At 26.4% G+C, this 13,215-nt stretch carries 12 protein-coding genes, 3 tRNA genes and 1 rRNA gene; 11 read left to right on the forward strand and 5 right to left on the reverse strand.

Features of this window, described 5'->3' with window-relative positions; translation table 11 throughout:
- The first annotated feature begins 176 nt into the window (after positions 1–176).
- Positions 177–1,313: a flagellar biosynthesis protein FlhB gene (gene flhB, locus AB4W77_RS01040; protein ID WP_367681625.1), complete on the forward strand. Its 1,137-nt coding sequence runs from the start codon at positions 177–179 to the stop codon at positions 1,311–1,313.
- Positions 1,306–3,399, forward strand: coding sequence for a flagellar biosynthesis protein FlhA (gene flhA / locus AB4W77_RS01045; protein WP_367681626.1), 2,094 nt, complete (start codon positions 1,306–1,308; stop codon positions 3,397–3,399). The genes flhB and flhA overlap by 8 nt, the downstream gene beginning before the upstream one ends.
- Before the next feature lie 77 nt (positions 3,400–3,476).
- Here flhA and argS read toward each other — a convergent pair whose 3' ends face one another.
- Positions 3,477–5,207: an arginine--tRNA ligase gene (gene argS, locus AB4W77_RS01050; RefSeq protein ID WP_367681627.1), complete on the reverse strand. Its 1,731-nt coding sequence runs from the start codon at positions 5,205–5,207 to the stop codon at positions 3,477–3,479.
- Between the two features lie 407 nt (positions 5,208–5,614).
- On the opposite strand from argS, the gene AB4W77_RS01055 reads away from it, so the two are divergent.
- The 3 genes from AB4W77_RS01055 (at position 5,615) to AB4W77_RS01065 (ending at position 7,393) form a co-directional block, all read left to right on the forward strand.
- Positions 5,615–7,177: ribosomal RNA gene (locus AB4W77_RS01055) — 16S ribosomal RNA — on the forward strand.
- A gap of 53 nt (positions 7,178–7,230) precedes the next feature.
- Positions 7,231–7,307, forward strand: a tRNA-Ile gene (locus tag AB4W77_RS01060).
- A gap of 13 nt (positions 7,308–7,320) precedes the next feature.
- Positions 7,321–7,393 (forward strand) — tRNA-Ala (locus AB4W77_RS01065).
- Here the strand turns inward: AB4W77_RS01065 and gloB are convergent.
- Both gloB and rnhA read right to left on the reverse strand, forming a co-directional pair.
- Positions 7,385–8,152, reverse strand: coding sequence for a hydroxyacylglutathione hydrolase (gene gloB / locus AB4W77_RS01070; protein WP_367681628.1), 768 nt, complete (start codon positions 8,150–8,152; stop codon positions 7,385–7,387). The genes AB4W77_RS01065 and gloB overlap by 9 nt on opposite strands.
- 61 nt (positions 8,153–8,213) lie before the next feature.
- The gene (rnhA, locus tag AB4W77_RS01075) at positions 8,214–8,684 is read right to left on the reverse strand and encodes a ribonuclease HI (protein WP_367681629.1); all 471 of its coding nucleotides are present in this window, start codon (positions 8,682–8,684) and stop codon (positions 8,214–8,216) included.
- Between the two features lie 40 nt (positions 8,685–8,724).
- Here rnhA and dnaQ point away from each other — a divergent pair, with 40 nt between their 5' ends.
- The 4 genes from dnaQ to grpE all read left to right on the forward strand — a co-directional run bounded on the left by dnaQ (position 8,725) and on the right by grpE (position 11,246).
- Positions 8,725–9,456, forward strand: a complete 732-nt coding sequence (gene dnaQ, locus AB4W77_RS01080; protein ID WP_367681630.1) for a DNA polymerase III subunit epsilon — start codon at positions 8,725–8,727, stop codon at positions 9,454–9,456.
- Positions 9,457–9,529: 73 nt separating this feature from the next.
- Positions 9,530–9,603 (forward strand) — tRNA-Asp (locus AB4W77_RS01085).
- A gap of 420 nt (positions 9,604–10,023) precedes the next feature.
- A complete protein-coding gene (gene gpt, locus AB4W77_RS01090) occupies positions 10,024–10,485 on the forward strand; it encodes a xanthine phosphoribosyltransferase (protein ID WP_367681631.1) in 462 nt (153 codons plus the stop codon).
- Positions 10,486–10,676: 191 nt separating this feature from the next.
- Positions 10,677–11,246 (forward strand): nucleotide exchange factor GrpE, encoded by a 570-nt coding sequence (grpE, locus tag AB4W77_RS01095; RefSeq protein ID WP_367681632.1) that lies wholly within the window; start codon positions 10,677–10,679, stop codon positions 11,244–11,246.
- An 86-nt stretch (positions 11,247–11,332) separates the two neighbouring features.
- On the opposite strand, the gene AB4W77_RS01100 is transcribed toward grpE, so the two are convergent.
- Entirely contained in the window at positions 11,333–11,617 is a 285-nt protein-coding gene (locus tag AB4W77_RS01100; protein WP_367681633.1) for an RnfH family protein, read from the reverse strand.
- A 78-nt stretch (positions 11,618–11,695) separates the two neighbouring features.
- Here AB4W77_RS01100 and smpB point away from each other — a divergent pair, with 78 nt between their 5' ends.
- Positions 11,696–12,184 carry an SsrA-binding protein SmpB gene (gene smpB, locus AB4W77_RS01105; RefSeq protein WP_367681634.1) on the forward strand — a complete coding sequence of 163 codons (489 nt, stop codon included), beginning with the start codon at positions 11,696–11,698 and terminating at the stop codon, positions 12,182–12,184.
- A 139-nt stretch (positions 12,185–12,323) separates the two neighbouring features.
- Positions 12,324–12,776 (forward strand): tRNA adenosine(34) deaminase TadA, encoded by a 453-nt coding sequence (gene tadA / locus AB4W77_RS01110; RefSeq protein WP_367681635.1) that lies wholly within the window; start codon positions 12,324–12,326, stop codon positions 12,774–12,776.
- 29 nt (positions 12,777–12,805) lie between these two features.
- On the opposite strand, the gene acpS is transcribed toward tadA, so the two are convergent.
- Positions 12,806–13,186 (reverse strand): holo-ACP synthase, encoded by a 381-nt coding sequence (gene acpS, locus AB4W77_RS01115; RefSeq protein WP_367681636.1) that lies wholly within the window; start codon positions 13,184–13,186, stop codon positions 12,806–12,808.
- Positions 13,187–13,215: the final 29 nt, after the last annotated feature.

Below are 13,215 nucleotides of genomic sequence, written 5' to 3' on the forward strand. Positions count from 1 at the left end.
TATAATATCAAAATAACCGATAATTGAAAATTTTAAAAAATATAAATTTAGTAACATGAATAATTATTAATATTTTTATTTTTTAAATATTTTTAATATAGAATTTTACCTATCATATTATGATTTTATCATATATAGAAATAATATGTAAAAATAGATTTTAAGGTAATAATAGTATGAATGAAGAAAAAACAGAAAAACCTACTGATTATAGATTTAAAAAAGTACGTCAAGAAGGGAAAATTAGATATTCTTATGAATTAAATTCATTAATTATTTTAGGTTTCGGAGGAATTGTCCTATTTTTATATAAAGATGTAATTGTTGCTCATGTATCTAAAATTTTATTTACTCATTTTAAATTTAATAATTTTATTATTAATGATAATAATTTTATTAATTATGGTAATGAAAAATTTTTTTTTGATATATTTTATTTTCTTTTTATTATTTTTATTCCTATTTTTTTTGTAATAGTTTTTGCAAAATTATTTGGAGGTGTTTCTTTTAATTTGAAATTAATAAAGTGCGATGTGAAAAAATTAAATCCATTAAAAGGTTTTAAAACAATATTTTCTTTTCGTATATTTTTTTTATTATTAAAAATAATTTTAAAATTGTTTTTAGTTATAGGAGTTATATTATTTTATATTTCGAGGCATATTGAAGATATATTATCTTTGGTTAATAAAACACAAAAAATAGCGTTAATAATAGGATTTAATTTTTTAATTTCATGTTTTTTCTTATCGGTAGTATCATTAATTCCGGTGGTGATTTTTGATATTTTTTGGCAAAACTATATTTATCAAAAACAATTTAAAATGAGTCGAAAAGAAGTTAAAGATGAATTAAAACAAACGGAAGGTGATCCATATATTAAATTGAAAATACGACAAGCAATGAAAATGTTAGCTAATCGTAGAATGATATCTGATGTTCCAAAGGCAGACGTGATTGTAATAAATCCTATACATTATTCAATTGCATTATTGTATGATGAAAAAACAATGCACGCTCCTAAAGTAATAGCAAAAGGAGCTGGTGATTTGGCATATAAAATCCGTAAAATAGGTCAAAAGCATCATGTGCCTATTATTTCAGTACCTATTTTAGCTCGTGCTTTGTATTTTCATAGTAAATTAGGTCAATATATTCCTGGTATTTTATACAAAGTGGTAGCTGAAGTGTTAGCTTGGGTTTGGCAAGTTAAAATATGGAAAAAAAAAGGAGGTATTTTCCCTAAAAAACCTGAAAATTTACATGTTCCTTCAGAATTAACAGATTTAAAAGAGGATTTTACCGGTGATTAATATTATTAATTTTATTAAAGTGATTAAAAATTTAAAAAATACAGAATGGCAAGCTTTGTCTGGTCCAGTACTGATTTTAATAATTTTATCAATGATGGTACTTCCATTACCTTCTTTGTTTTTAGATGTTTTTTTTACTTTTAATATCGTATTATCGATAATTATTTTATTAGTTTCTATGTTTACTAGACAAATTTTAGAATTTACAGCATTTCCTACTGTTTTATTATTTTCTACTTTGTTGCGTTTAGCACTTAATGTTGCTTCCACTAGGGTAATTTTGTTATATGGTCATACTGGAGCTTATTCAGCTGGAAATGTTATTAAAGCATTTGGACATTTTTTAGTTGGTGGTAATTATGCAATTGGTATAGTGGTATTTATCATATTAGTTATTATTAATTTTATGGTTATAACTAAAGGAGCAAGTCGAATAGCAGAAGTAGGAGCTCGATTTACATTAGATGGAATGCCAGGAAAACAAATGGCTATTGATGCTGATTTAAATGCAGGTTTAATAGGCGAAAAAGAAGCTAAAAAAAGACGTATTGAAGTTACTAGAGAAGCTGATTTTTATGGTTCTATGGATGGTGCGAGCAAATTTGTTAGAGGAGATGCTATTGCTGGAATTTTTATAATGATAATTAACATCCTTGGTGGATTAGTGATCGGTATAGTTCAACATAATATGTTTTTTGGAAAAGCTATTGAAGTGTACACACTTTTAACAATTGGAGATGGATTAGTAGCTCAAATTCCAGCTTTGGTAATTTCTACAGCAGCTGGAGTTATGGTTACGCGTGTTACTACGGAAGAAAATGTAGGTGAACAAATTATCAGTCAATTATTTTATAACCCTAAGGTAATATTATTAAGTGGAGTAGTTTTAGGAATATTAGGATTAGTTCCAGGTATGCCGAGTATGATATTTTTATCGTTTACAATAATTTTATTTTTTTTATCTGGATGGTTGTTTAATAGAAATCAAAATATGAATTTTATTTCTTTGGAAAATGGAAAAAATGTTGTTAAAGATATAAATAAAATTTCAGAAGTATCTTGGAATGATGTAAAAATAGAAGATTTAATAGGTATTGAAATAGGAAATAGACTTATTCCAATAGTTGATGTGAAAAAAAAAGGAAAATTATTGTATTTAATTCGTAGTATCAGAAAAAAATTTGCTCAAGAAATGGGTTTTTTACCTCCATTAATACATATTCAAAATAATAGCAATTTATCTTCATATTCTTACAGATTTTTGATAAAAGGAGTCGAAATTGCTGTAGGTAAAGTATATTTAAATCGTGTTATGGCTATTAATTCAGAAGATAAATCTAAAATATTGGAAGGAGAAAAAATTATTGAACCTGTATTTAATGTGCCTGCATTTTGGATTAATGTAAATCATATAGAAGAAGCTAAACAAAAGGGTTTTACAATTGTTAATGGTACTACAGTGATCGCTACTCATTTAAATTATATTATGTATAGGAATATGAATCAGTTATTTGGGAGGCAACAAGCTCAAGATTTGTTAAATTATTTAACTAAAAAAATGCCGAAACTTATAGAAGATTTAGTTCCTAATATAATTAGTTTGACTGTTTTTCATAAGGTGTTGCAAAATTTGTTATTAGAAAATGTCAGTATTAGAGATATGAATACTATTATAGAAACTTTAATAGAATATGCAGCAATTAAAAAAAATGAAATTGATATTTTGACTAGTTTGGTACGTATATCGTTAGGTAAATTTATTATTCAAAATTTATTTAATAATGATAAAATTCAAGTTATAGGCTTAGATATTGAATTAGAAAACTTATTATTACAAACATTTCAAAACGGAAATAATAGTGTAGAACCGGGATTGGCTGATAAATTATTAAATGATATGGATACAGCAATTAAATATCAAAAATCAATAGGAGTATCACCTGTTTTATTAGTAAATAATACTTTACGAATATTTTTATTTCAATTTTTTCATGATAGTTTTCCAGAATTAAGTGTATTATCGAACATGGAAGTATGTAATGCTAAAGAAATACGAATGACGAGTATTATTGGTAAAAAAAATTAGCATGATTTAATTTTATAATTTTTAGAATTAAATTGTTTTTTATAATACAAATATTTCGTTTATATAAAGAAACTAGATTACATATAATCAATTGTATTAATACCTAGTAAATTTAATCCTAGTTTAATCGTTTTTGCCGTTAATAAGGATAATTTTAGACGACTAATAGAAATTTTTTTATTTTCTGGAAATAAAATAGAACAACTTTCATAAAAATTAGAAAATATTCCTGAAAGTTTATAGAGATAACTACATATAATATGGGGAGTGCCTTTTTCAGCAGCATAAGTTATTTTTTCTTCAAATTGTAGGAGGATAAGTGCTAGTTCAATTTCAAATTTTTCAGATAATATAATATCTCCTTTTAGAGATAACAAAGGTGTTTTTGATTTTTTTATAATGGACATTATTCTTGTGTACGCATATTGAATGTAAGGAGCTGTGTTTCCTTCAAAAGATAGCATTTCATCCCAGTTAAAAATATAGTTTGTTATTCTATTTTTAGATAAATCAGCGTATTTAATAGCACCGATACCAATGATATTGGATAATTTATCAATTTTTTCTTCAGATAAATTTGGATTTTTTTGTTTTATTATCTTTTTTGCTTTTTTTATTGCTTTATTCAGTAATTGAGATAATTTAATTGTATTTCCTGCACGAGTTTGAAATGGACGTTTATCATCAGATAACATCATTCCAAACATATGATGTTCTACTTTTACATTTTTAGGTATATAACCTGCTTTTTTAGCTATTTCGAAAATTTGTAGTAAATATTGGTTTTGGCGAGAATCTGTATAATATAAGATTTTATCTGCTTTTAATATTTCACAACGATATTTTAGACAAGCTATATCTATAATGGAGTATAAATATCCACCATCTTTTTTTTGTATAACAACTCCCATTGGATTTCCACATCTATTTTTGTATTTTTCTAGTAATACAATAAGAGAATCTTCATTTTTTACAGCAATACCTTTTTTTTTAAGATCAGAAATTACCTCTGGTAACATGTTTTTATATGAACTTTCTCCCATAATATGTTTGTTTTTTAATGTCACATTTAATTTTTTATATATTTTTTCATTATATGTAATTGTGATATCAATTAATTTTTTCCATAGATATTGACAATATTGATCTCCATTTTGTAATTTAACAACATATTCTCTGGATAATTTTGCAAATTTTGGATCATGATCATATTTTATTTTTGCTTTTTTATATAATTTTTCTATATCTGTTAAAGAGATTTTTGATATGGATTTTTTTTTATTATTATGTATATATGCGATTAACATTCCAAAATGTGTTCCCCAATCTCCTATATGGTTAGAACGAGTTACATTGTGACCAAGAAATTCAATAATTCTTACAGTTGCATCTCCTATAATAGTTGAACGTAAATGTCCGATATGCATTTCTTTTGCTATATTTGGGGAAGAATAATCTACTACGATGTTTTGTGGAGTAACAAAATCTATGTCTAATCTATCTGAATAGAGAGCTATTTCTAATTTTTTTGACAACCAATCTCGATTAAGAATAATGTTAATAAAACCTGGTTTAGCTACTTTTATAGTGTGATACATATCGCTATTTTTTATTTTTAAGATAACGTTTTTTGCGAATTGATAAGGATCAATTTTTAATATTTTAGCAATTTTCATAGCAGCATTAGATTGATAATCACCAATATTTAATTTTAAAGTTCTAAATATCAAAGGATCACAATTTTTTGGTGCACCAGAATTGATTAAAGCTTTTTTTATGTCTATTGAAATTAAATTTTGAATATTCATATGTATATCCTAAGAATTATTTAAATATTTTTAATATTTATTTATTTTATATATTATAATAACTTTATTGTATAAAATTTTAAATGTTATTGATATAACATAAAAAATAGGTATATTAAATATATTTTATTATTAAATAATAATAAATGCATTTGAATTTATTTTATTTACACAAATAATTTTTTAAAAAAATAATTTGTTTTAAAAATAAAATTTTCATTTTTTTAGAATAAAATAATATAAAAATATATATCGATAAAGATTGACAACATATAAAAAAAGATATAACATTAAAAAAGTTGGTTTTATGCTCTTTAAAAAAATATTAGATAATTTGTGTGGGCACATCAAAATAAGTCAATTTTATTTTGAATTTATTTAAAGTCTTAATTTTTTAAGCAAATTTTTAATCGAAGAGTTTGATCATGGCTCAGATTGAACGCTGGCGGCAAGCCTAACACATGCAAGTCGAGCGGCAGCGAAAGAAAGCTTGCTTTCTTGTCGGCGAGCGGCAAACGGGTGAGTAAGATCTGGGGATCTGCCCGAAAAAGGGGGACAACCATTGGAAACGATGGCTAATACCGCATAATGTTTATTATTTTTTGTAAACCAAAATGGGGGACTTATTTATAAGCCTCATGTTTTCGGATGAACCCAGATGAGATTAGCTTGATGGTAAGGTAAAGGCTTACCATGGCAACGATCTCTAGCTGGTCTGAGAGGATAACCAGCCACACTGGAACTGAGATACGGTCCAGACTCCTACGGGAGGCAGCAGTGGGGAATCTTGCACAATGGGCGAAAGCCTGATGCAGCTATGCCGCGTGTATGAAGAAGGCCTTAGGGTTGTAAAGTACTTTCAGCGGGGAGGAAAAAGAAATGAATAATACTTATTTCTCTTGACGTTACCCGAAGAAGAAGCACCGGCTAACTCCGTGCCAGCAGCCGCGGTAATACGGAGGGTGCTAGCGTTAATCAGAATTACTGGGCGTAAAGAGCTTGTAGGCGGTTTTTTAAGTCAGATGTGAAATCCCTGGGCTTAACCCAGGAACTGCATTTGAAACTGAAATTCTAGAGTATCGTAGAGGGAGGTAGAATTCTAGGTGTAGCGGTGAAATGCGTAGATATCTGGAGGAATACCTGTGGCGAAAGCGGCCTCCTAAACGAATACTGACGCTGAGATGCGAAAGCGTGGGGAGCAAACAGGATTAGATACCCTGGTAGTCCATGCTGTAAACGATGTCGACTTGGAGGTTGTTTCCTTGAGAAATGACTTCCGTAGCTAACGCGTTAAGTCGACCGCCTGGGGAGTACGGCCGCAAGGCTAAAACTCAAATGAATTGACGGGGGCCCGCACAAGCGGTGGAGCATGTGGTTTAATTCGATGCAACGCGAAAAACCTTACCTGGTCTTGACATCCACAAAATTTTTCAGAGATGAAAAAGTGCCTTCGGGAATTGTGAGACAGGTGCTGCATGGCTGTCGTCAGCTCGTGTTGTGAAATGTTGGGTTAAGTCCCGCAACGAGCGCAACCCTTATCCCCTGTTGCCATCGGGTTAAGCCGGGAACTCAGAGGAGACTGCCGGTTATAAACCGGAGGAAGGTGGGGACGACGTCAAGTCATCATGGCCCTTACGACCAGGGCTACACACGTGCTACAATGGTGTATACAAAGAGAAGCAACCCTGTAAAGATAAGCAAACCTCATAAAGTACATCGTAGTCCGGACTGGAGTCTGCAACTCGACTCCACGAAGTCGGAATCGCTAGTAATCGTGGATCAGAATGCCACGGTGAATACGTTCCCGGGCCTTGTACACACCGCCCGTCACACCATGGGAGTGGGTTGCAAAAGAAGCAGGTAGCTTAACCTTATTTTTTGGGATGGCGCCTACCACTTTGTGATTCATGACTGGGGTGAAGTCGTAACAAGGTAACCGTAGGGGAACCTGCGGTTGGATCACCTCCTTAAAAATAATACTTATTAGATGTGCTCACACAAATTATTTAATAAAATATAAAACAGGCTTGTAGCTCAGCTGGTCAGAGCGCACCCCTGATAAGGGTGAGGTCGGTGGTTCAAGTCCACTCAGGCCTACCAATATCAAAAACTAGGGGCTATAGCTCAGCTGGGAGAGCGCCTGCTTTGCACGCAGGAGGTCAGCGGTTCGATCCCGCTTAGCTCCAATTGAAATTATCTTTCATGTTTCTCAATATTGAGAAACATTCCTCTTCATTTTTCTTAGTTTCTTTTAATCCTATTCTTTTTTTTAATAGAAATTCATTAGTTCTCAAAAATATATTTATTTTTTTTTCATTTATTAATAAGCTTGGTAAACTAGATCTATTTTTTTTTATTGTTTTTTTTATTTTTATGTAATATTTTAGGATTGTATTATCTTTTGGTAAAACATATCGTGCAAATTTTAAATTAGATAACGTATATTCATGTCCGCAACAAATCAAAGTTTCATTAGGGAAAAATGAAAATTTTTTTAATGAATTAAACATCAAAGTAGCATCACCTGAAATTATTTTTCCACATCCACCAGAAAATAAAGTATCTCCACAAAAAAGATAAGGTGGAAAATAATAAGAGATATCATGGTTAGTATGTCCTGGTGTAGAAATAATAAGAAATGCATATTTTTCAATGTAGATAATTTCATTATCGTAAACAAAATTAATATTTCTATTTATATTATTTTTTTTTGGTGGACCATAAATTTTTATTTTTGGATACTGATTTAGTAATTCTAAAGTTCCTTTGATATGATCTTTATGATAATGTGTAAGTAAAATAGATATAGGATAGTAATTGTTTTTATTTATATATTTTATGATAGGTGCAGCGTCTCCTGGATCTATTATTACAGATAAACCTTTGTTATTAGTTAATAACCAAACATAATTATCATGAAGAATTTTAATAAAATTTAATATCATTGTAGTCATACCTGAATTGTAGTATAGTAAATATCTAAGTAATAAAAATTTTAATATATTTTTAAATTTTTTTTATATTATAACCCGTATCTTGAAAATGAGGATTATTTGCGGATATACGTGCTAATCTATCACAGAATGTATTTTCTATATGATTGGAATGTCCTTTAATCCATTTCCAGTATGTTTGATGTTGATGTAGTGTATTATATAATCTGATCCATAAATCTACATTTTTTATTGGTTTTTTCTTTTTATTTTTCCAACCTTGTTCTTTCCATTGATGTATCCAATTTTCAATACCTTTTTTTACATATTGACTATCTGTTACAATATGTACTTGACAGGATTGTTTCAGAGATTCTAACGCTATAATAATACTCATCAATTCCATGCGATTATTAGTAGTTAAATAAAATCCAGCATGTAATATTTTTTTATGTTTTTTATAACGAAATAAAATTCCGTATCCTCCTGGACCAGGATTTCCTAAACAAGAACCATCGGTAAAAATATAAACTAATTTTAACATTATAAAATATTTCTTTTTAATATATATATTAAAGAATTATATGAAAAAAAACAAAATAAGACAAATTGCACTTGATACTGAAACCACAGGTATCAACAATAAAGGTATTTTTTATGAACAGCATCGTATTATTGAAATTGGTGCTATTGAAATAATTGATCGTGATTTTACAGGAAATAATTTTCATACATATATTCAACCGAATCGTTCGGTAGATCCTAAAGCTTTTTCCGTACATGGTATTTCTGATAAATTTTTAAAAAATAAACCAATATTTAATGAAATAGCTGTGGATTTTTTAAATTATATCAATGGTGCTGAGTTAATTATTCATAACGCCACTTTTGATATTGGATTTATAAATTATGAATTAAGTATGTTAAATTTACAAATAAAAAATATTTTGTCCTGTTCTACAGTTATAGATACTTTATTGTTATCTAGAAAAATTTTTCCTGGTAAGAAAAATACTTTAGATTCTTTATGTTCTAGATATTTTATTAAGAACTATGAGAGAAATTTACATAGTGCATTGTTGGATGCTCAATTATTAGCTAAAGTATATTTAGCTATGACCAGTTTTCAAGAATCAATAGATTTTTTTGATGATACTAAAGAAAAAGATGATTTTAGTTTCTTTATTAAAAAAAAGAAAAATTTACATTTTTCTAAAATACGTTGGGCTTCTGCTGGTGAAAAAAAATTACATAAATCATATTTGAAATATATGATGAAAAAAAATAAAAAATGTCTCTGGTATATTAATGAATAAGATTTTTGATAGTATTAATTTTAATTTGACAGAATTTATATTTTAATATAACATTATTATTTCAAGTTACATAGGTGCGGTAGTTCAGTTGGTTAGAATACCGGCTTGTCACGCCGGGGGTCGCGGGTTCAAATCCCGTCCGCACCGAGTAATCTCTTAATTTATTTAATAAATCATTATAAATATTTTATAAAATATTTATAATTTAAAATTATAAAATTTACTTTTTTTAAATCCTTCTTTATCTCTTCATAAATTACCAATTTTCTTTTAAAAAAATTAAAGATAAATTTTTAATTAAATTAATATAAGATATATTTAATCTATTTGTATGAATATTTTATACAATAAGTTATATATAAAATATATTTATTAAATATTGATTTTTACTAAATTTACATTTTTTAAAACTTCAAAGATATAACATAACTATTTCATAAAGAGTATACTTAAAAATAAAATATAAATAATTGAAAAGTTTTATTGATCCATAATAAATTTTAATCATCATTTTACTTGTTTTTATTACTAAATTTATGGCACTTTATAGTTGCGAGATGTGCTGATATGAACAAGAAATACATTGTTACTTGGGATATGTTGCAAATTCATGCTAGAAAATTAGCAAAAAAATTACTTTCAGTTGATCAATGGAAAGGTATTATTGCAGTTAGTCGAGGTGGTTTAATTCCTTCGGCTCTTTTAGCAAGAGAGCTGGGAATTCGTTTTGTAGATACTGTATGTATCTCTAGTTATGATTATAATCATTTGCGTAATATGAAAATAATTAAAAAAGCGAAGGATTACGGTGAAAAAATTATTGTTGTAGATGATTTAGTAGATACAGGCGGAACAGCTCGAGTAATTAGAAAAATGTATCCAAATGCTTATTTTGTAACTATTTTTGCTAAGCCACTCGGTCGTTTATTAGTTGATGACTACATCATAGATATTCCTCAAAATGTTTGGATTGAACAACCGTGGGATATGGGTGTTTCTTATATAAAACCTTTGGTTAAAGATATTTAAAAATTATTTAAATTTAATTTAATATTATTTTATTTTTATAAAGTTTTGTATTTAATTTTTGGACATTTAGTAAGATAAAATATTTTTTATTTATAAAATTAATTTTTTTTTAATAAAAATTGATTTATTAAAATATTATAGATATATTTTATATATCAACATATTAATTTTAGAATAAAGGATAATTTAAAATGAATACAGATGAAAAAAAATCAAGCAATGATAATTTAAATAAATCTGTGATTAAAGAATCTACGGATCCATTGGAAAAATTTAAACTATCTATTGATGAAGAAATTATAAAACTTGAAAAAGAATTTTTATTAATTGAAAATAATTTATTTAATGAAAAAAAAAATATAGAACAAGAAATATATAAAATAAAAAAAAGAATTCAAAAAGATATAGAAAATACTTATAAATTTTCTTTAGAAAAATTTATTAATGAATTATTGCAAATAATAGATAATCTCGAAAGATCGTTAAATTTATCAAATAAATTAAATGATAATTTAACAGAAGTTTTTAATAAATTAGAAATGACTGTAAAGTTATATTTAGATATTTTAAATTTATTTGGTGTATCAGTAATTAATAGTATCGATGTACCTTTTAATCCAGATATTCATCAAGCTATGTCGATACAATTTTCAGAGACAATAAAAGACAATCATGTGATATCTATTTTACAAAAAGGTTATTTATTACATAATAGATTATTACGTCCAGCAATGGTGGTAGTATCACAAGTAAAAAAATAATATTTTTAATAAAATTAATATGCAGAGATATTGGTTAATTATTTTATTTAATAACTCTGCAAATATGTTTATATATATTTAATAAATTAATTTTTATTTAAATTTATTTTTTTTCTTCTTAGTTCTTTAGGATCGATTATAAGTTCACGATAAATTTCAATTTGATCTCCTTCTTTAACTATATGTTTTAAATGTGTAATAGTTCCGTATATTCCAATTTTATTTTTATAAATATTTATTTTTTTATCTTCTGAAATAATATTTGATGCTAAAAGTGCTTCTTCAACTGTTGATCCAGATTCAATTATTATTTTTCTAAAAAATTGTATATTTGACAAAGCATAAATAACAATCACTTTTATTTTATTCATAAATAAAATTATTAATATTATTTTATTTTTAATATAAACTAGTTTAAAAAATTAGTAAAATAGGATTTGTATAATTAAATGAAAAAGAAAGCATTTTTATCTCATGATCTATCGGTTATTTCTATTAATAAAAAAGCCAGATATAATTATAAAATTGAAGACGAATATGAATCAGGTATAATATTATTAGGATGGGAGGTAAAATCTTTAAGAGAAAAAAAAGTAAATATTAATGGTAGTTATATATTTTTATATTCTCAAGAAGCTTGTCTTGCTTCTGCAATGTTTGAACCTTTACCTACTGTTTCTACTCATATAACGTGTAATCCAACAAGAAATAGAAAATTACTTTTGCATAAAAAGCAAATATATTTTTTAACTGGTAAAGTTAATAGAGAAGGATATGCATTGATAGCTTTATCTTTATTTTGGAAAAAAAATTGGTGCAAATTAAAAATAGGTATAGGAAAAGGAATAAAAAAATCAGATAAACGTGAAAACAAAAAAAAACGAGAATGGGAATTAGAGAAAAATAAAATATTTAAAAATAATAAAAAATATATTTAATTATACTGTAATTTTATGGTATAAAACGTAATTAGTTTTATTTTTTAATGTTTATATTTGTTAACATAAATAATATATATATTTATCTTAAATAAAAAACGTTTTATAATTAATGTTAATTAATTTTTATAGAAATGAAATGCATTCGTATAATAGACATAAACATTGGATGAAATATGCTTTAAAATTAGCCTTAATAGCTGAAAAAAAAGGAGAAGTACCTGTTGGAGCTGTATTAGTTTTTAAAGAAAATATTATAGGAAAAAGTAGTAATTCATCTATATATCATAACGATCCTACAGCTCATGCTGAAATTTTAACACTTCGTCAAGGAGGAAAAAAATTAAAGAATTATAGATTATTAAATACAACACTTTATGTAACATTAGAACCATGCATTATGTGTTTTGGAGCAATTATTCATGGTCGTATAAAACATTTAGTTTTTGGAGCAAAAGAAAAAAAAAATAAAATAGATATTTTTAAGAAATATTTAAATAATGTTAATCATAAATTAAATATTACTGAATCAATTTTAGAAAAAGAATGCAGTAATTTACTTAACAATTTTTTTAAAAATAAAAGATCATAATTAATAATATTTTAAACAATATAACATTATTAACTTTCAAAAATTACAATTGCATATGCATATTTTTTTTCATCAGTTAAATTGACATGATTACGTTGTACATTCATGCTATTTGCAAGTTTTTTAGCTTCGTTTAATAATAATAATTTAGAACTACCGTAATTATCATTGTAGATTTCAAAATCACTAAATTTAATACCATTTCTTATCCCAATACCTAAAGCTTTTGCAGCTGCTTCTTTAGCTGCAAATCGTTTTGCTAAAAAATTAATTTTATTTTTTTTTATTAAATACTGATAAAATTCTTTTTTTGACAAAATTCTTTTTGCTAATTTAGAATTTAATGTATCAATGATTTTTTCTATACGTGAAATCTTTATGATATCTATTCCGATACCAATAATAGCCATATTTTAATTTTAACCTGATTTAATTTATT

The sequence above is a fragment of the Buchnera aphidicola (Pemphigus immunis) genome (assembly GCF_964059115.1).
GTDB classification, from domain to species: domain Bacteria; phylum Pseudomonadota; class Gammaproteobacteria; order Enterobacterales; family Enterobacteriaceae; genus Buchnera_C; species Buchnera_C aphidicola_C.